The 20,637-nt window shown below is 51.8% G+C and carries 12 protein-coding genes; 5 read left to right on the top strand and 7 right to left on the bottom strand.

Annotated features, from left to right (window positions below):
- The first annotated feature begins 32 nt into the window (after positions 1-32).
- The 3 genes from serA to QEH52_RS06260 all read left to right on the top strand — a co-directional run bounded on the left by serA (position 33) and on the right by QEH52_RS06260 (position 3,742).
- Positions 33-1,619, top strand: coding sequence for a phosphoglycerate dehydrogenase (serA, locus tag QEH52_RS06270; protein ID WP_308949241.1), 1,587 nt, complete (start codon positions 33-35; stop codon positions 1,617-1,619).
- Between the two features lie 117 nt (positions 1,620-1,736).
- The gene (hisH, locus tag QEH52_RS06265) at positions 1,737-2,375 is read left to right on the top strand and encodes an imidazole glycerol phosphate synthase subunit HisH (RefSeq protein WP_308949240.1); all 639 of its coding nucleotides are present in this window, start codon (positions 1,737-1,739) and stop codon (positions 2,373-2,375) included.
- Between the two features lie 80 nt (positions 2,376-2,455).
- Positions 2,456-3,742 carry a citrate synthase gene (locus tag QEH52_RS06260; protein ID WP_308949239.1) on the top strand — a complete coding sequence of 429 codons (1,287 nt, stop codon included), beginning with the start codon at positions 2,456-2,458 and terminating at the stop codon, positions 3,740-3,742.
- A gap of 194 nt (positions 3,743-3,936) precedes the next feature.
- Here the strand turns inward: QEH52_RS06260 and QEH52_RS06255 are convergent, their stop codons facing one another.
- The 7 genes from QEH52_RS06255 to QEH52_RS06225 all read right to left on the bottom strand — a co-directional run bounded on the left by QEH52_RS06255 (position 3,937) and on the right by QEH52_RS06225 (position 12,080).
- Positions 3,937-4,875, bottom strand: a complete 939-nt coding sequence (locus tag QEH52_RS06255; RefSeq protein WP_308949238.1) for a sigma-70 family RNA polymerase sigma factor — start codon at positions 4,873-4,875, stop codon at positions 3,937-3,939.
- Between the two features lie 232 nt (positions 4,876-5,107).
- Positions 5,108-6,601, bottom strand: coding sequence for an anthranilate synthase component I (trpE, locus tag QEH52_RS06250; RefSeq protein WP_308949237.1), 1,494 nt, complete (start codon positions 6,599-6,601; stop codon positions 5,108-5,110).
- A complete protein-coding gene (locus tag QEH52_RS06245; RefSeq protein WP_308949236.1) occupies positions 6,598-7,731 on the bottom strand; it encodes a 5-(carboxyamino)imidazole ribonucleotide synthase in 1,134 nt (377 codons plus the stop codon). Before QEH52_RS06245 ends, trpE begins: the two co-directional genes overlap by 4 nt.
- A gap of 22 nt (positions 7,732-7,753) precedes the next feature.
- The gene (gene purE, locus QEH52_RS06240; protein ID WP_308949235.1) at positions 7,754-8,260 is read right to left on the bottom strand and encodes a 5-(carboxyamino)imidazole ribonucleotide mutase; all 507 of its coding nucleotides are present in this window, start codon (positions 8,258-8,260) and stop codon (positions 7,754-7,756) included.
- A 45-nt stretch (positions 8,261-8,305) separates the two neighbouring features.
- Positions 8,306-9,349, bottom strand: coding sequence for a M23 family metallopeptidase (locus QEH52_RS06235; protein ID WP_308949234.1), 1,044 nt, complete (start codon positions 9,347-9,349; stop codon positions 8,306-8,308).
- A gap of 5 nt (positions 9,350-9,354) precedes the next feature.
- Positions 9,355-11,427, bottom strand: a complete 2,073-nt coding sequence (locus QEH52_RS06230) for a sensor histidine kinase (RefSeq protein ID WP_308949233.1) — start codon at positions 11,425-11,427, stop codon at positions 9,355-9,357.
- Positions 11,428-11,441: 14 nt separating this feature from the next.
- Positions 11,442-12,080 carry a response regulator gene (locus QEH52_RS06225; protein WP_308949232.1) on the bottom strand — a complete coding sequence of 213 codons (639 nt, stop codon included), beginning with the start codon at positions 12,078-12,080 and terminating at the stop codon, positions 11,442-11,444.
- A gap of 134 nt (positions 12,081-12,214) precedes the next feature.
- Here QEH52_RS06225 and QEH52_RS06220 point away from each other — a divergent pair, with 134 nt between their 5' ends.
- Positions 12,215-18,889 (top strand): MBG domain-containing protein, encoded by a 6,675-nt coding sequence (locus QEH52_RS06220; protein WP_308949231.1) that lies wholly within the window; start codon positions 12,215-12,217, stop codon positions 18,887-18,889.
- 3 nt (positions 18,890-18,892) lie between these two features.
- Positions 18,893-20,623 carry a ShlB/FhaC/HecB family hemolysin secretion/activation protein gene (locus QEH52_RS06215; RefSeq protein ID WP_308949230.1) on the top strand — a complete coding sequence of 577 codons (1,731 nt, stop codon included), beginning with the start codon at positions 18,893-18,895 and terminating at the stop codon, positions 20,621-20,623.
- Positions 20,624-20,637 lie beyond the last annotated feature (14 nt).

The following is a 20,637-nucleotide window of genomic DNA, read 5'->3' as shown; positions in this document are numbered from 1 at the left end:
CACGGCCGCTTAAATTTACTCGCCCGCTTCTTATGAAAATACTAATTGCAGACCGCATTTCGCCTATAGGTGTTGATTTGTTTAAAGCCCAGCCGGGCTTTGACGTTGTTGAAGCCTATGGTTCCTCTCCGGAGCAAATCCTTGAGCTTGCCAAGGACGCTGACGCAATTGCCGTGCGTTCCGACACTCGTGTGACCGCCGAAGTCATTGCTGCAGCGCCACAACTCAAGGTTGTCGGTCGTGCCGGAGTCGGTGTGGATAACATCGATATCGAAGCTGCGACTGACCACGGTGTCATCGTGATGAACACGCCGACTGGCAACACGATTGCAACCGCTGAGCTTACTTTCACTCATATGCTCGCGGGGACACGTCCGATCGTGCAAGCGAGCGCTGGCATGAAGGCCGGCCGCTGGGACCGCAAGAAGTATACAGGCTCCGAGCTCAATCAAAAGACGCTGGGTGTGTTGGGGATGGGCCGTATTGGTGCCGAAGTCGCCAAGCGCGCAATGGCTTTCCAGATGGATGTGCTCGCCTACGATCCTTATTTGACAGAGTCGCGTGCAAAGTCGCTCGGCGTCAAGCAAGCCACGCTGGATGAGGTGATCGAAAATGCGGACTATATTACCGTCCACATGCCGATGACAAAGGACACCAAGCACATGCTGAATGCCGACGCATTTAAGCGCATGAAGGACGGCGTTCGCGTCTTCAACTGTGCACGTGGTGGTATTATCGAAGAGGCCGCACTGATCGATGCGCTTAATTCGGGCAAAGTCGCCGCTGCCGGTCTCGACGTTTACGAAGACGAGCCACCAGCCGAAGATAGCCCTTTGCGCAGCATCGAAAACTTGGTGCTGACACCGCACCTCGGTGCGTCGACTCAAGAGGCTCAGGAAAATGTCGGTATCGACGTGGCCAAGCAAATGATCGATGCGCTCACTGGCGGCATGGTCATGAATGCGCTCAACATGCCCTCCGTCGATCCTAAGGTGCTTGAGAAACTCGGCCCTTACATGACACTCGGCGAAAAAATCGGCACTTTCTCACAGCAACTCGCTCCTGATGGCGTGGAGAAGATTTCGATTCGTTATTATGGCAAGATCACAGATCTTGATACTTTGCCGCTAACCAATGCCATTCAACGCGGTTTCTTGCGTGAGATTTCCGACAACGTCAACAACGTCAATGCGCCGAAGAAGATCGAGCGTTTGGGCATCGAGACGGAGCAAGTGAAGACCAGCACGCACGCTGACTTTAATGAGCTGATCGAGGTGGAAGTGACCTGCAAGGGGGGCAAGACTCGCACAGTAGGCGGCACTTTGGTGGGCAAGAACCAAGCGCCCCGCATCGTTTCGATTGACGGGCACTCGCTGGAAGTTAGCACAGACGCCACATTGCTCGTTCTTAAGAATAAGGACGTGCCAGGTATCGTCGGTTTCATCGGTGTGACGCTGGGTGAGGATCAGGTTAACATCGCCAACATGTCGCTCAGCCGCGATAAGGGCGAAGGCTTTGCCGTTTCTGTCTTCGAGTTGGACAGCGCACCTTCCGAGGCCGCAGCCAAGAAGATTACCGAGCACGCTGCGATTGAAAAATACCGCGTGATCAAGCTCTAAGCTAGATTCAAACTTTATCAAAGGGGGCTCTCAACGCGGGGAGCCCCTTTTTTTTCTCAATCGAAAATCTTGTCTGCTTGCAACTTGCTCAGACTTCGCCAGCTTCGTCGCTTCGATATGCTTAAAGACGCTTCCAATTTAAAACCAAAACTTGCTGTAATTGATTACGGTATGGGTAACTTGCGCAGTGTCGTCAGGGCTTGGGAGCATGTTGGTGCGGATGCCTATTTAGTATCCGACCCTGCACAGATTGGCGCGGCCGATGCGCTCATTTTTCCCGGGCAGGGCGCGATTGTGGATGCCATGCGTTTGTTAAAAACAACAGGCTTTGACCATGTAATTCGCGACTGGATCGCTGCGGACCGTCCTTTTTTCGGTATTTGTCTCGGTCTACAAGCATTGTTTGAGCATTCGGAGGAGGGCGATACCGAAGCACTCGGAATTTTTAAAGGCACGGTCGAGCGCTTTGTGATCGATCCCGCGCTCAAGATTCCGCACATGGGCTGGAATTCTGTAACTTTCGAGTCCGAAGCTCCACTGACGCAGGGGCTCGTCTCCGGCCAAGATCAGTTTTATTTTGTCCACAGCTACTTTATTAAGCCGCAGGACCCTAGCTTAGCACTCTTTCATTCGGATTATGGCGGGCAATTCGTCGCTGGCATCCGCTTTGGCAATTGTTATGCTACTCAATTTCACCCCGAAAAAAGTCAGGCAAAAGGGTTGCATCTATATCGAAATTTTTTGAGATCGCTTTAGCACTATTAGAGTGCAGGCGCTCAGAAATAACTGTTCGATGCTCTGAGCTTTTAAACTGACGCAGTAATACGACCACTACCATGGAAAATACAGGCACTATCCGACTTGGAAACGAAAATTTCGAGTTCCCCATCATTGAGGGAACCGAGGGCGAAAAAGCCCTAGATACGCGGACTTTACGCGCGAAGAGTGGTTGTATCACTTTTGACGAGGGGTACGGTAATACGGGCTCTTGCATGAGCGACATTACTTTTATCGATGGTGAAAATGGTATTTTGCGTCACCGCGGGTATCCGATCGAACAGCTCGCTGAGAACTCTTCTTTCCTCGAGACCGCCATGTTGGTGATCTACGGTGAACTGCCTGACGAAGATTCCCTGCGCGCTTTCCGCCAAGAGGTGCGTAAGAACTCCTCGATTCATACCGGGATGAACAGTCACTTCGATGGTTTCCCCAGCACCGCGCACCCGATGGCGATTCTTTCTGCGATGCTCAACTCACTCGGTGCCTACTACCCCGAGATGTCCTCGAACGACCGTGAGCAAGATCTTGCACACTTTGACGAGACCGCAGCGCTTCTTATTTCCAAAGTCCGCACCATTGCAGCCATGACCTATCGCATGAAGATGGGGCTGCCTTTTGTCTATCCCGCTGATAAGCGTTATACTGGCAACTTCCTGCACATGATGTTCTCGGAGCCTTATAACGAGTATCACGATGATCATGGTGCGGGTAAGGCGCTGGATCTCTTCCTGATGCTGCACGCGGACCATGAGCAAAATTGCTCCACTTCCACTGTGCGTATGGTCGCTTCCGGCGGTGCCAACTTGTTTGCATCGGTTTCGGCGGGTGTCTGTGCACTTTGGGGCCCCTCGCATGGCGGCGCCAATATGGCGGTGATCAAGATGCTGGAAGAAATTCACGCTGCGGGCGATGATGGTTCACGTTTCATCGAAGCTGCCAAGAAGGGGGAAGCGAAGCTTATGGGCTTCGGGCATCGTGTGTATAAGAATTACGATCCGCGCGCGAAGATTCTCGGCAAGAGTGCTGAGAGCATTCTTGCGAGTATCGGGCTAGAAGATCCATTGCTTGATATCGCACGCAAGCTCGAGCAGGCCGCCTTGGAAGACGATTATTTCATCAGCCGTAAGCTCTACCCGAACGTTGATTTCTACAGCGGCTTGATCCTGAAGGCGATTGGTATTCCGGTTGAAATGTTCACTGTGATGTTTGCCATCGGTCGTATGCCTGGTTGGATTGCCAACTGGAAGGAGATCGCCGAAAATCCAAAGAGCCGCATCCATCGCCCGCGCCAAATTTACACAGGTAGCACCAAGCGCGATTATGTAGCGCTGGAACAACGCTAGAGCGCTTTCCGTGTGACAATGGCCGAGGAGGTCGCGTGGCCTTGTAGCTATTGCGACCTCGTAGCTATTGTGGCCTCGTAGCCATCGCGCGATACCTAAAGCGTGAATTGAAGCACATATTTACAAAAAATGCCCTCCGACGTTTCCGCGCGGAGGGCATTTCTGTATCTAACAACAACTAGTTTGAAAAAAACTTAGGAGGCCAACTGCTCCGAGAAAAATTCTTGTAAGACTTTCATCTTTTCCTGCTCGATGCGCTCTTCTTGCACTTCTTCTTTGGAGCGCTGGCGTTCGTTCTCGGTCATCAGGCGGCGCATTTTGTGGATCGCGATATTTTGAATCTGTCGCACACGCTCGCGAGTGACGTCGAAACGCTCGCCCACTTCTTCGAGTGTGAGTGGGCGATTACCGTCCAAGCCGAAGCGAAGTTGGATGATTTCGGCCTCGCGGTCTTCCAGGCGGTCAATGACGGACTTGATGTCGCTGCTCATTGATTTTTCCTGTAAATTTTCGAGAGGTGTGGCCTCATTGTCGTCGCCGACCAATTCTCCAAAGGTGGTTTCACCATCTTCACCTACAGGAGCGTCCAGAGAGGCAGGGCGGATGCTGACCGATTTCAAGTGTGCGATCTTGTTGACCGGCATGTCCATGGCGTATGCGATTTCTTCGTCGTCCGGCTCGCGGTCAAGTTCGTCGGCTAGCTGAGCAGTAATTTTACGCATCTTGGCAATGCGGTCGACTAGGTGCACGGGCAGGCGGATCGTCTTACTTTGGTTGGCGAGCGCGCGCTTGATGGATTGTTTAATCCACCAAGCCGCGTAGGTGCTGAGCTTGCCCCCTTTGGATGGGTCGAAGCGTTCCACGGCCTTGACTAAGCCGATGTTACCCTCGCTGATAAGGTCTAACAGCGGCAGGCCAAAATTGTTATAATCGTAGGCAATCTTGACCACCAAACGTAAATTGGCGGAGATCATGTGGTCGCGGGCAGATTGGTCGCCCTTTTGAATGCGTGCTGCCAGTTCGATCTCTTCTTCCTTACTGAGTAGTGGGGTCTTCGAAATCTCCTGCATGTAAGTACGCATCACATTGCGATCATTCGAAGGCAATTCTCGCACATCGGTTACGGCCTCCATTTCATCTGTGCGTGAGCGAGGGACGGCTGAGAGCCGATTAGCTTGTGAACGTCGATTAAGGGTTCTTTCTGCTTTTTGTGCCATATGTAATAGTAGTTTCGGTGGTTAATTCCACTGTTAGGATACTTCGACCACGGATTTATTCCCGAGGTTCCAATACCTATCGCAACTATTTACGCTGACTTACAAAAAAACACAAAAAGCCGTGAGTTATTTTGCAAATGTTAATAACTTATTCACAAAACATGTCTTCGGCCAGTGAGACGGCCTTGAGCATGCCCTTGGCCTTGTTGATGGTCTCCATAAATTCGCTCTCTGGCACGGAATCGGCCACCAAGCCGGCTCCGGACTGAATGTAGATTTGGCCGTCTTTGATGACTGCGGTGCGGATGCCGATGCAGGAGTCGTGGCTGCCATCGAAGCCAAAATAGCCCAGTGCGCCGCCGTAGACGCCACGTTGGCTGTTTTCGAGTTCGGAAATGATCTGGAGTGCCCGCACTTTGGGCGCTCCGCTGAGAGTGCCTGCTGGAAAGGTGGCTCGCATTAAATCGAAGGCTGTACACTCGGGGCGAATTGTTCCCACAACTTGTGAGACAATGTGCATAACATGTGAATAACGTTCGATAGTCATGTAATCCGGCACCTTGATCGAGCCATATTGGCAGACGCGGCCGATATCATTACGCGCGAGGTCGACCAGCATTAGGTGTTCGGCCTTTTCCTTCTCGTCGGCCAGCAAATCCTTTTCCAAGGCGAGGTCTTCGGCCTCGGTTTGGCCGCGATGGCGGGTGCCTGCGATCGGGCGGATTTCGACTTGATCCCCTGTCAGGCGAACGTGCACTTCGGGAGAAGCGCCCACGACAGAGAAGTCGGCATCTTCCATTAGAAACATGTAAGGCGAGGGGTTCACCGTACGTAGAGCGCGGTAAAGATCCACTGGTGCGGGTTTGAACTCTTTTACAAAGCGCTGTGAGAGAACGGTTTGTATTACATCGCCAGCGCGGACGTAGTCTTTTACCTGATCGACTGCAGCTTTAAAGCGTTCTTTGGTGAAGTTGCCTGCGGGCACCGTGATCTCGCCCGGGCTCTCGATGGGGCGATGGCTGATCGGTTGTTGGCGTTCCAGCACTTCGTAAATGCGCTGGATCTCGGCCACTGCTTGATCGTAGGCCTGGCTGGAATTGCCGTCCTGGGAATGAGCATTCACGCAGATACGTAAGATCTGTCGTACATGGTCAAATATGAGCACCGAATCGGTGATCATATAGTAAAGGATTGGCATTTCGAGCGGGTTGTCGGAAGGCTTGGGGACTGTGGGCTCGATGCTGTGAATAAACTCGTGTCCGACGAAGCCGACAGCGCCGCCACAGAAGGGGGGCATGTCTGGCATATCGACTGGTTGGTAGCTCGCCATCTCTGCTTCGATCAGCTTGAGTGGATCGCTGGGAGTCTCGATGGTCTCAGTCTCGCCGCCTTTGTGATGAATCTTGGTTTCTTTTTCGAATACGCGATATACCTTGCGTGGGTTGGCGCCGAGAAAGGAGTAGCGGCTGATGCGTTCGCCCCCGACGATCGACTCGAACAAAAATGCAGGGCCTTCGTTACGTATTTTGCAGTAGGCACCGAGTGGGGTCTCGCAATCGGCGGTGAGATCCAAGTAGACAGGGATCGTATTACCCTTGGCGGTGAGTTTGGCGAATTCGGATCTGGTGGGCTGGATATTCATAGCTTCTTAAAGTGAGCTTCGGCGGCTTCGAGGGTGGCGTCAATATCGTCGCCGAGCAAAGTGAAGTGTCCCATTTTGCGGCCTGGGCGGGCTTCGCCTTTGTCATAGAGGTGGAGTTTGGCGCGCGGGTCGGCGAGTAGGCCCGCCCAGTCGGGCTCGCCGTCGCTCCATACATCGCCGAGTAGGTTGATCATTACCGTTGGCTTGAGCAGCTCGGTCGAACCAAAGGGGAGGTCAGTTACGGCGCGGATGTGTTGTTCAAATTGGCTGGTGATGCAGCCGTCGATGCTGTAGTGCCCCGAATTGTGCGGGCGGGGGGCCATTTCGTTGATAATGAGGCTGCCATCTTCTTCTAGGAAGAGTTCGACTGCGATCAGCCCGACGACCTCGAGTAGATCGGCGATTTTGCAAGCCAGTTCAGCGCCGGCAGCCTGTGTGGCGTCGGTGATGCGAGCGGGCACGATCGAGGCGTGCAAAATGTGGTGCACATGTATGTTTTCCGCCATCGGGAAGGTGCTGGTGCTGCCGTCGGCCTTGCGGGCACAGACCACAGAGAACTCACCGATATGATGAATCCATTTTTCCACCACCACGCGGGGTGGGTTTTCGAGAAAGTTCCAGAGGTAATCGCAGTCGGCGGCTTCTTCAGGGGCGTTGAGCTTGATCTGCCCCTTGCCGTCGTAACCAAAGGCGGCCGTTTTAATGACGCAGGGGAAGCCGATGGCCTGGATGGCCGTTTTTAGGCTTTCGGCGGAGTCGGCGTATTCAAAGGCTACGCAGGGGAGCCCGCTCTCCTTTAAGAAGTCCTTTTCACGCTGACGGTGCTGGCAAATGTGCAAGGCGCGGCTGCCGGGCAGCACAGGCTTGATGGCGCTGAGCATGTCGATCACCTCCGACGGGATGTTTTCAAACTCAAGTGTAATCACGTCCACTCCTTCGGCGAAGCGCTTGAGCGCAGCCTCGTCGGAGTAGTCGGCATTGATCTCTAAGTCGGCGACCATGCCTGCGGGGCAGGGGCCTTTAGGCTCAAAGACGTGAAAGCGATAGCCGAGCGTGCGGCCTGCTAGCATGAGCATGCGCCCAAGTTGTCCGCCGCCGAGTATTCCGATAGTGCTGCCAGGAGTGATCATAGTGTGGGTAAAGGGTGTTTGATTAAGCTTCGGGAAGCTCAGTATTGAGCACGGTCTCAGTCTGCTGCGCGCGGAAGGCTTTGAGGCGCTCGCATACGCCTGCGTCGTTCAAGGAAAGTATCGAGGCGGCCGAGAGAGCGGCATTTTTCGCGCCGGCCACGCCGATCGCGAGCGTCATGACTGGGATGCCGGCGGGCATTTGCACGATCGAGAGCAGCGAGTCCTGGCCGCTCAGCGCTTTCGATTGCACGGGCACGCCCAGCACGGGTAAGTGCGTCATTGCAGCGGTCATACCAGGCAGGTGAGCGGCACCGCCGGCGCCGGCGATAATGATCTGGATGCCGCGGCTTTCCGCCTCTTCCGCGTAGCTATAGAGGAGCTTGGGAGTGCGGTGGGCACTCACGATCTTTGTCTCAAAGGGGATCTCAAGCTGTTTGAGTAAGGCCGCAGCCTCCCCCATCGTGCTCCAATCCGATTGGCTTCCCATAATGATCCCGACGACGGGTTTGACTGCGCTGCTGTTTTCCATCGCAGAACAGAAAGGGATTCGTCGTAGGAATTCAACAATGTATATTCAGCGACTTTGACTTGATGCTTTGAGGCCACTCATTCGTTGATTACGTTTGGGAAACTGCCGAGTGCCATCTGCATTTTGGAAATAAAAGGGGAGGCTCCGGGTCGTGGGGGCAATTACATCTGGATTGTCTACGAGGAGAATGACCAGTGCGGATTCGGTGAATACGCCGTTCTTACCGATTCGGCCCAGTGTTTGGCCTGCGTGGACTTGGTCGCCGACCTTTACTGTCATGCTATCTTGTTGAAAATTAGCGAGATAAAGGTAGTGCCCGTGCTTCGTCTTTAGGCAGAGATGATTGCCTGGTGGGTGTGAGTCATCCAGAATGCCAGGGGCCAAGTCTGGTAATGTGTCGATGGCGTTGACGACTTCGCCGTCGATCGGGGCTAGAATTTCGGTGCCGAAGTCGTTTTGAATCCGTCGTGCCAAAGAGTTTTGTTCTGGCGGTCGGAAGCTCTGCTTGCCGGGGACCACCGGCGTGAGGTAGCGGCGTTGAGGGATGGCGAAGTGTGAATTGATCAAGCGCCCGTTGCCACCACTGTAACTGATAAAACTGCCGCGCATGACCGGGGCCAAGTGCATCGTTTGGTTGGGCGTAGGCTGGGTGCTAGTTAAGTATAATTCGTAGAGGAGTAAGCCAGAGCAGAATAGCATGGGTATCTGCAATAAGGGGGCACCCAGTGAGTGACGTATTTTCCACGCGGCAAAGAGGATGCTGGCGTAGGCGAGCAGGTAGATGGCCTGATTGACTAGAAATTGCGAAAAGCTGTATTGAAAGTGAATGGATGAGATCGATTCTGCACCGAATACCAAGCTGAAGAAGCAAGCGGTGTTGATGAAATTTAAGAAATTGTAGTTCGTTTTGTTCGTCTGCGCTTCAGGCCGAAGTATCTGCCAGCAGTAGCAGCCGAGGAAGGCCGTGGCCGCACAGAGTAAAATGCTGCCCAGAAGGTCGATGAAATAGGTGGACCGATAGTAGAGCCAAGATAGGCTGAACAGCAGGCTGCCCAGGAAAACTTTTAAATGTGTGAGCGGGGCCAACATGTTGATTATGAATCCAGATCCGAGCTCGTGAGTGAAAAGTAGAAACGAGAGCCTTGCTGTGGGGCGCTGTCTACTTTGAGTTGGCTTTGATGCTCGCTGAGTAATTCAAAGCAGATCCCAAAGCCAAGTCCGACTCCGTATTCGCCATCTAAGCCGCGCGTTGAAGTGATCGGTTGCTGGCGACGAATGCTGGCGACTTGCTCGGGCTGCATGCCTGTTCCGCTGTCTTGCAGTGAGAACTGGACCTCCATATTTTGCTGCGCGACCTCTAGATGGATGCTGCCGCCCTCGGGAACAAACTTGACTGCATTGGAGAGTAAGTTACGCAGCACAGAGACGATTGCGTTGAAGTCGCAATATACATAGCAAGCCCTGGGGAGCTGAGTGTGTAGCTGTATTGATTTTAGCTGTGCCTGCGTGCGGATCATGGCGAGTGCTTCCAGTATCAGGTCGTCGACGAGGTAGTCCTGTTTATGGAACTGCATTCGCTTGTTGCGCAGAGTGGCCCAGCTGAGCAGGTTTTCCATTAGCTCGGAGACACCGCGGGCATTGCCCTCGATTTGTTGGGCAAAGGCTTCCAGTCGCTCTTGGGAAAATTCACCCGGCGAGCGAGCCAGGAGCGAGGAGACACTGACGAGTGCGTTGAGCGGAGTGCGTATGTCGTGGGCGAGAAATTCGATCAATCGTTCTTTTTGCTGATTACTTTCTTCTAATTCGTGGGTGCGACTATGGACAGTTTCGGTTAGCTTACTATTGAACTGGCTTTGTAGTTCGGCATGACTGCGGGCTTCCTCTAATAGTTTGGCTTGTGCTTGCTTCTTCTCCTGGTGTGTTTGCATGAAACGTTCGATCAGCGCATAGCTGAGAATGACCATTTCGACACAGGCGGCATAGAGCCAGAAATGCAGCAATCGAGCCTCCATCGTTTGTCCAGAAAGTGTAACGAACCAATAGCGAATGGAAAAGATCGCGAGTAAGCAGTTGGCCACAACCAGATAGCGAGCCTGAGAAATGCCCTTTAGCATGGCGTGGATACCTAGGGCCAAGACGCTGAGGGTGACTCCCAACCAGATACTGATGGCTGGGAGTCGAATATGGTCGCCGAGCAATACGCCGGGGCCGAACATCACCATCGGTGCCAATGCAAATAGGCTAACTAGAATCCAATTGAGCGTGCGGTTGATGCGAGGGGAAAGGTGTCCGCGACCGAGGAATTCGTGCACAAACAGCAGGTGGAGACAAGCGGTTAGTATGAGTAAACCGTGAAAGAGAAAGAAGTTCGCGTCCGGAGTCAGCGCGGTTTGATGTATACCCGCTAGCTTGAGGGTTCCAGAGTTATAGGCGTTGAAATTCAACAGATTGATAACGAAGGCAGCCAGTAGGTAGAGCAGGTAATAGCCGATGTCTTTGAAGCGAAATGCGAGATAAGCCGCGAGGTTGGCAATAAATAATCCAATCAAGAGTCCGATATAGATATGGACGAATCGCTCATTGGATTGAATCGTATTCTGAAATTCGATCGGCGCGTCCCAGTAGGAGATCTTTGGACTGACCCAGTGTGCATCTTGCAGTTTTAGGTAGATGACTTTTGATTCGCCTGCCGAAAGCTGGATTTGAAAAGCTGGGATTTTGTAGGGCGTCTGCTGTATGTTGGGATCATTGCTGGGGCTGTTCTGGTAGATCGCGTAAGTAGCTTCGTTGCTCGGTATGAAAATACGTGCCAGACTTGTCCAGTGGTGCTTGAGCTCGATGATACCTGTTTGGCTATATTCGGATGTGTTCTCTAAGGGGATGCGAATCCATACATGGACTTGGTCGTTGCCAGTGATCGCCCGTGAGCTGTTGTCAAATGGGGTAAAGGTGGCGCCTTCTTGGGTTGCCGCTAAGACACCTTCGAAGGTCATCGGGCGCTGCGGAAGGTAAATGCCGAGTGAGTCACCTTCGCTGATTGGAAAGGCGCTGTGGCTATCCCGTGGCTTACCATAAAAGCCGAGTATGCCCCATGCGATGGCCAGCGACGCGAGTATCCAAAAGACTATGGAGTAGTCGCTGTGAAAATTTGATTTTTTCTTTGGCACGGTCATGCGATCGCTCACTCAATATGATGCAAACCGAGCCGTTGCCCAAACTCAAGTAAGTCCTCACTGCTGTCGAGCATGAGCTTGCGCATGATTCGATAGCGGTGGTTTTCGACCGTGCGAACACTGAGTTTCAAGGAGTTTGCGATCTCCTTGTTTTTTTGACCTCGGCAAATTTGACTTACGATTCTTTGTTCCCGTTGGCTTAGGATTTTGTTGATCGCGTTGACGTCGTTAAAAATTCGCCTTCGGTTTTCGCGAACTAATTGTGTGAAATAGAGTCCGCCTTCGGCAGCTGCATGCAGCGCGTCGAGTACGATGTCGGGCGGTTGGTTTTTTTCTACATAACCACTGAATCCAGAATCAAATACACGCGTCGTCGTGACAGGGTCGACCATCGAGGACACGGCGACGAGTGCGGGCGGCCGTGGGAGTGATTGCAAACGTATACCGAGATCGATCCCGGAGTGGTCCGGGAGTTCGATGTCTATCAGCGCGACATCGGGTTGGTGTTCGCGGCAACTCTCCCAACCTTGGCCTGCATTGTTGGCTGTTGCGATGACTTCGAAGTGTTCCGAGCTATTGACTAATGTGCGCATGAGGTCTCTGAACATGCGTTGGTCTTCAATGATGACGGTCGAATAGCGTTTCATATTTCTAAGCGTGTGAGCGCACATTCTGATGCTTTTCCTGTAATCTCTGCAACGTCGTTTACGTATTCATTTTGAGTAGTCACTACTCAATTTAAGCGGTTTTGCTTCGATAGAATCTGTTGGATACTGCTCGCATGAGTGGATTTTTAGGCACGAAGCGTTTAAAGAGTGAGAAGCCGGTGGGTTTAGTTAGTAGGCTGGTGGCGGGCTATTGTGCCCTCTGGATGTTTTTCGGGCCCAGTGCGCTGCTCGCTTTACCGCAGAACCCACAGGTCACGCACGGGCAGATCGACCTTAGCACGCAGGCAGGGCGTATGCAGATCCAGCAACTCAGCCAAATGGGCGTGATTAATTGGGAGGACTTTTCCATCGGTGCAGGCGAGTGGGTCGATATCCAGCAGCTCAATGTGGATGCGGCCTTGCTCAATCGCGTCACAGGAGCGAATCCTTCGGAGTTGCTGGGGCAATTGAATGCCAACGGCCGCGTGTATGTGGTGAATCCAAACGGAGTGCTGGTGGGGCCGGGGGCTCGTATCAATACGGCTGAATTCATTGCTTCCACATTAGATATCGCCGATGCAGATTTTTTGAACGGAGGAAGCCTTCAATTTGAAGGCGAGTCCGATGCCGGGATTGTCAATTTGGGTGAAATCACGGCATCGAATGGAGACATCATATTGGTCGCGCATGTAGTCGAAAATGCGGGTGAGTTAGAAGCTGCTGAAGGGGCCGTGGTATTGGGGGCGGGGCAGAAGATTCTACTTCAGCCGGATGCGGATCAGCGTCTGGTGATTGAGACCTCACTGTCGGATACGGTTGCTGGCACTGGGGTGGACAACTCTGGTTTGATCGAAGCCGCTCAAGCCGAGATTCAAGCGGCGGGCGGATCGGTCTACGATTTAGCGATCAACCAGTCGGGGACGATTCGTGCCACCGGAGTGACCCAGAAGGATGGTCGCGTGCTATTGACCGCCGATGGGGGCGATTTGCAGCTGTCAGGTCAGCTGTCCGCTCAGAATGCGGACGGCAGCGGCGGTGAAATTTTGCTCGGTGGCGAGTATCAAGGAAGTGATCCCGCAGTGGCCAATGCCGCAAATGTGTTTGTGACGGAGACGGCACAGATCGATGTTTCTGCGCAAGGAGATGCGGATGCAGGGCGCGCGATTGTATGGTCGGGCGTGCAGACTGATTTTCACGGCAATATTGATGGCCAGGGCGGTGCATCGGGGGGCGACGGTGCCTTTGTGGAAGTGTCGGGAAAGCAGGTTCTGAATTACTACGGACAAGCCGATTTGCGGGCAGCCTCGGGAGTCACAGGTCACTTATTACTCGATCCTGGACAGGCGATCATTAGCACGGCCACCGATGATACGGCGAACGGGGTATTTAATAACGCAGTGCTTGAGGGCAATTTGAGCACTGCGAATGTGACGGTCAACGCATCCAACTACGGAGACCTGGGCTCGGGCGCTTTGGGTGAAATTATCGTGAACGCGCCGGTAACTTGGTCCGCCGCGACCACGTTGACTTTGAAGGCGGGCAATTATATTGAAATTAACGCCGACTTGAGCGGTGCCAATGGCCAGATCGAATTGCTGCCAGGAACCGCGGTGACCTTTGGGCCAGCAGGAACTCCGTCGATCTACCTTGATTCAGCAGCTAGATTGACGGCGCAGAGTTTATTGATTGCTCAAAATTTGGATGCCTTTCCTGTTGGTGCGGGCAATCCACCGCCGCTAGATTCCCGCTCAATGGGGGATCTGCAATTTGATGGTATTGTTGATGTGGATACGCTGGACCTTTCGACGCAAGGTGAGGGGATTCAAGGACAGGTCACATTCGATCATCCGAGCAATGCCATTGGCACACTCACGACCAGTGAGACCAGTGGACGCTTCTTCGGCGACTTTTCGTTGATCGATGGCGACGGTGGTCTGGTGGTTGACGGGGATTTTTCCAACTTTGGATTCGGTAGTCAGATCGCAATTGTCACGGAGGGTGATTTGACTTTAGCGGCAGGCACTCAAATCGCGGGGGGCGACAATAGTAACATTGTCTTGGCGTCACAGAGCGGTTCATTTCTTAACCTTGCGGGCGCGACTGCGGTGGGTGATAGCCTGAATGGACGTTACTTGATTTACTCCGACGATCCCGCCAATACGACGAAGGGGGGACTCACAGGCTTGCCTGTTTACGATCGTTCCTACGCGGTCGATGCGCCAGGAAGTATCACGCAGTCGGGGAGCCGATTCTTATATCGTTTGGCACCCACTTTAACCTTCACTGCCAACGATTTGAGCCGAACGGAAAACACGGCCAACCCGACATTGAGCTACACGCTAAGCGGTCTAGTCGGTGGCGATACCGCGGGGCAGGCCTTTTCGGGGACTCCCTTGTTGTCGACGCTCGCTCAGACGAGTTCGGCTCCGGGGAGTTATGAGATTTCGATTGCTCCGGGATCTATCAACCTGTCGGACTTCAATTATGCTATTGATTTTGAGACGGGCACTTTGACCGTGGTGGATGATTTAATCCTATTCGTGACTGCCGATGATTTTTCACGATATTATGGTGATACTAATCCAGCTTTTACCGCCAGTTACTCGGGCTTTTCTGGCGAAGATGATGCGTCCATTTTTGATGATTTTACGGTTACATTTTCGACGGTCGCCGATCTTCAGTCACCAGTTGGCACTTATGATATCGTCCCCTCTGGCGCGGCGACACTCAATGATTACTCTGTGACCTATCGCAATGGGACGCTGACCATCGATCCTCGATTGTTGACGATTCGAGCAAATGATTTTGAAATTGATTTCCTCGATGATGAGCCGATCTATACGGCTAGTTTTGAAAACCTAGCCAGTTTTGATGATAGCAGTGCGTTGACGGGCTTAGTGTTTACCGACGACCACGCGGGGCCGACGTCTAACATCGGTGATTATACGATTGCGCCCAGCGGCGTCGTCGACGCCAACTACGCGATCACTTATGAGTCTGGAACTTTGACGGTGCATCCACGAGCAATCACCGCTTCGGTGAACGACAGCAGTCGCGAATATGGGGAATCCAATGTGCCGCAGTTGGTGCAGTTCAGTAATTTAAATGGATACAACCGCAGCGTCGTGACAGGCGTGGGCAATCCGGCGACTTACAGCACAGATGCGACCGAGAGTTCGGATGTGGGCAACTACGATTTGATGCCTGATTCGATTGATAATGATAACTTTTCGATCACCTATGAGCCTGGCACATTAAGCGTCACACCCGCGGCGCTTACGATTGAAGCAGAAGATGCGAGCCGAATCTATGGCGATGCGAATCCGAGTTTTAGTGTGACTTCCGATGGTCTTAAATTGACCGATACGCTGGCAGATGCCGTGAGTGGATTAACGATCGAGACGAGCGCAGAGCTTGGGTCGAATGTCGGCAGCTATGCGATTGTCCCGTCAGGAACCTCCAATGGGAATTATACAATTGATTTCCGAAACGGTCTTTTAAGCATCAGCCAAGCGGTGATCAATTATGTGACAAGCAACTATGTGAGTCGCACTTACGGTGATGCCAATCCAAGCTTTAGCTTAAATGCAAATGGACTGAAGAATGGAGATACCGCAGCCGAGCAAATTAACTTCGCTATCCTATCAGCTCCTGACGAGCAATCGGATGTCGGAAATTACACCGTGAGTTTCGCCGCAAATTCGTTGAACTATGCCTTTGCACCAGGTGCCATTCAGCCAGGGCTCATGGAGATCACTCCCCGTGCACTGACTATTACTGCGGACAGTTTTACACGAGAGTATGGGGACGCTAACCCAAGCTTAACGGCTCAATTCGATGGGTTGGCTTGGTTTGATGATTCCTCGGTGATCTCAGGGCTGAGTATCGAAACGCCTGCGACACAAAGTTCGAGTGTGCTGGAGTATGGGATCAATCTCTTCGGCGGGCTCAACCCAAATTATACGATCACAAAAGTGCCCGGCACGCTTACGGTGACTCCGGCGCCAGTGACATTTTCGACTGATAGTTTTTCTATTATGTATGGTGAGCATGCCGATAGCCAAGTTGTGGCCAACTATACTGGAGGGCTGAAATTAATGGACTCGCTGGCTGATTTAGATGTGCAAGTCGATGCCGGCGGGGCCACAGATGTCGGCACTTACCCTCTGAATCTATCGCTTGGAAATGCAAACTACTATGTGGGCTCAGTGGCAGGCACAATCACGATTGAACCACGCCCAGTTCATTTTGAAATTTTAGATCGTTCGCGGGTCTATGGGGAAATTTTAGATCCAGGGCATACGGTTATACTCACAGGTGGCTATCCACTGGTGGATCCCTTGGAGTCGGTTTTTCAAGTCACCGATCCCACGACTGTGCAGAGCGATGTCGGCACTTATCTGGTGGGGGGTGAATTGATCAATTCAAACTATCAATTACTGGGAGTGGATGCGGGGCTCTTGCAAATCACACCACGGCTACTCGCGTTGAAACCTGAGAGTGCTGGGATGGTATTTGGCGATGATTTCGGAGGAGTGGATTATCTAGTCGCTGGATTAGATGGTCTGGCTTCTTTTCACACGATTGACGATGTCGTTGTGGATACCCTGTATACTCTGTATACGAAAGGGAGGCACCATGGTTTTACCTATGCCTATGAGTTGGTACCAGAGGCGGAACGCACCCAGTTTCTTGGAGATTTGATCGAGCACGTCGATGGGTATGCCGAATCTATTCTGCCAGGGGGGTACACGACGCAAGCTGTGTTGAGCGATGAAGCGATCCGTAATTATTATATTATCAATGCACCTGGCACTTTCGGAGTCGTGCCACGTCCAGTGACCGTCGCTGTCGAAGATCTCATGGGCATCCGTAATCATGGATTAGATGCATTTACAGCATCCGTTCTAAACTTAGCCCAGGGAGATCAAGGGCAGTCGATCGATGACTTGTTCCCAGAGCTAGGCTTTGAATTAATTCCGGTCGGTGTGCCTGAGCGCGTTGAATCAGAAGTGCTTTTAAGTGAGGTGCCCGCAGCGCCTTCACTGACTGATCAAGCCTTCCTGGATACATATACTTATGATAGCTCGGGAGGAGATACACCGACTCCACCGGATACCTCGACTGGTGGCAGTGTTGATGTCGATGTTCCAGACGGTAGTTATGTGGCGGTTGAGATCGATATTCAAATTGAGGGCCCAGAGGATGATTCCAGTGAAATTGTTGAAATTACAGGTGGTGAGACCGTGACAGTGTCGAATCGTGAGGTGTTTGTTTCTGACACGCTTCATTTCTTTAGTGACAAAGAAGTCGATGAAACACCTGCGTATCTGAAAGACCAATTGTTCTCGATTCGCCCAGCGTATATGTGGAATGATAAATATGTAGTGACTGATGTGGATATGGGCTTGCTGACCATTAAGCCCGATCCAGAAGTGGTGTCTGCAATGGAGCAGCAGGAACTGATTGAATCGCTTCGAGAGCAGTTTTATAATCCTAGTGCGCAATCTGGAGACCTGACGATTCAGTATGCACCACCATTGGGATTCACACGAGAATCACTGCCAGCTATCTTTGAAATACTTAAATGGTCACCCGATGGATTTGGAGAGATCGACTATGAGTTTTTTAGAAGAGAAGCACAAAAAATGGTGGGCGAGGTGAATCTGCCACTCGATCAGTATGTTGAGATCTATTATTCGGATTTAAGAACGAACCTCAAAAAACAAGAATTGTTGATGCTTATGATGGAGCGTTATTCGAAAGCTTTGATGACTGGAGAGGCCGAAGCTCGAACAGATGCTGCAAAGGTATTCAAAACTAAATTGGAGTCTTATGTGGATGCGACTAAGCAGGCGTTGGCGCTGAAGATGGAATCTAAAATGTATGCTTGGGAGAATCGAAATTCAGTTGAGACTAAGGAATTGGCCTGGAGGAATGAGATCTTGAAAACGAACCGAGCGACGACTTCCATGGTGGTTGATGAAATTGCTCGATTACAAACGGTCTATAGTGAGGCGGTGATGGATGTGAATGATGGCACCGGACTCGATAAGACGGTGAATACGCTTTCAAATTTCTTTGCTAGTGGTGAAATTGATGACGCTGAGTTAAAGGCTTCTTTTTATCAAATTAAGGAGGATATGGATACTGGTACCACGGTTAGCTTGAGCTCTGCGCTGAGTGTTTTGAAAGGGACGCTTGCCGCATTGGAGTTGGAGAACAAGTTTGTGCAGTCAAATGTCTCCATTGCTGCGCGAAAGTTAGTGCTCGATGCCGGGGGGCAAGGTGACCGTATGGCGAATACACTCTTTGCTGGGGATGTTCCCTATGAGTCGATTATGGAAGACTCGATCGCTGAAGTTCTGGAGGATAAGGTGAACTTGTTTGTTGATAAACGAATCGGTGCTGGAGGGGCATTGGTTGGAGCAGGAGCCGGTGCAGGCGCGGGGGCAGCAGCCGCTGCGACGACAGTGGCATTACTGGGGAAAATTTTCGTTAATTATTCTGGTACAGCTGCTTTGACCTCAGTCTATGGTGCTGCGGCAGCTGGAGCTGGAGGCGGTATCGGCTTTGGGATAGCCGTGGGGGTCTCACGAGCGATCATGATCGGAGAGATGGCTGCCGATGAAACTGTTTACAACAACATGGTCAACAATGCCAAGAATCGGAGTCTGGCACTGGAGAAGGAATATGATCTTCTTGGTTATCAAACAAATCAAACGGAGATGATGGTGGATGATCTCGTGTTTAAAATGGGGTTCATGGGAATGGCCAGCGGAGCGTACATTCATGAAATGGAAAATTAGGATATGAATCAAAAACTGTATAAATTTCTCAATATGATTTCAGTGCTGTGTGTGTCTGCGTTATCAGCTCAAGAACTCGCGCCAGCTGTGGATGAATCAGAGTTGAGTTTGCCGTCAGAGCCTATCAATTTAGGTGCTGCTGAAGATGAGGTTGTTTTGGTTGAAGCTTTGTTGCAGTTGGATGTTGTTCCAGTTGAGTCGATCCGGCCAATCGAAGGTGATCATCAAGGCTTAGTGCGACGTGATTTGCCAAATGCACTCAATGGAAAAGATTTTGAGATGTGGGCAGAATGCTTTCTTGGATATCCGATTTCGAGAGAGTCACTGAAACGCCTCGAATCGGGCACTCGTAATATGATGACACTTGCTGGCAAACCATACTCACTGGTGTATTTGCCTGAGCAAGACATCACTGAAGGGCGTGTGCGTTTGGTGGTGCAGGAAAGTCGGATCGGCGATATACGGATCGAGGGAAATCAATATTTCTCAGAGGAGAGTTATTTGAACAAGTTTGGATTTTTAGAAGGGGAGACGATTGACCGCAATGCATTGGTTCCGAGGATCGCTCAAATTAACCGCAGTGATTACCGCGCGGCCACAGTCAAGGTCGTGCGGGGCAGCGAGCCAGGCACGAGTGATATCGTGATTGTGACTCGAGAGCAAAAGCCATGGAAAGTTTTTACTGGGATCAATAATACCGGAACGCAGTCGACTGAGGAGATGCGTCTCACAGCAGGTCTGAATTACGGGAACCTTTGGGGCTTGGACCATCAGGTCAGTTTGCAATGGAGTAGTGATCCCGGGGCCGATCATTCGCGTTCCCTTTGGGGGAGCTATACGGTGCCGATCGGCTTGAAGGGAGATTTTACGGTATTTGGTTCGCAGTCTTGGACCAATGCCAAAGTGAATCCGCCATTGAGTCAGGAAGGCGAAAGCTATCAACTGGGCTTGAACTTTGATTATGAATTAGATCCAGTCGGTCAACGCTATCAGCATTCTTGGCAGCTAGGCTTCGACTTTAAAGCTAGTGACAATAATTTGGACTATGCCATCCCGCCCTTTGTGGTTGCGATTTCCGATAATCTCACGCATGTGGTGCAAGGTCGCTTGCAGTATCGGGGAACTTTCATCGATGACTGGGGCTATACGCGTGGAACGATCACAGCGGTGTATTCACCCGGGAATTTATCGGATCATAATACCAATGAGGACTTTTCCGGCACACGTGCTTTTGCAGAAGCCGATTATGTCTATGGCAAGGTGAGCTTGTTTCGGGACACACGCTTAGGCGGTGCTTTTGAGGGGTGGAATTGGACGCTGCAGGCTGATTTACAAATCGCCTCAGGGAATTTGATGGGGAGTGAGCAATTCAGCGCCGGAGGGAGTGCCACTGTGCGCGGCTACGAGGAAGGGGAAGCCATTGGTGATCATGGATTCCTCTTGAGTCAGGAACTACAGCTGCCTGCCGTGGAAACGAAGGTGAACTTGTTGGGGCGTAGCTACCCCGGGCAGCTGCGTTGCTTTATATTTCAAGATTACGCGGAGACATGGAATCAAGATAAATTAACAGGAGAGGAGCCATTCGACCTAATGAGTGTGGGGCTTGGCTTGAATTACCAAATGGGCCGCTATTTGAGTGCTCAAGTCACGCATGGCGTCCAACTGCGCGATAGTGGCAGTAGTGACACTGGAGATAACTCGCGCACGCACTTTAGCCTTACTTTAAGCTATTAAAAGTGAGTGCATGT

It is taken from the genome of Thalassobacterium maritimum (assembly GCF_031127805.1).
GTDB classification, from domain to species: Bacteria; Verrucomicrobiota; Verrucomicrobiia; order Opitutales; family Coraliomargaritaceae; genus Thalassobacterium; species Thalassobacterium maritimum.
This window is presented reverse-complemented; position numbering and strand designations above follow the sequence as displayed.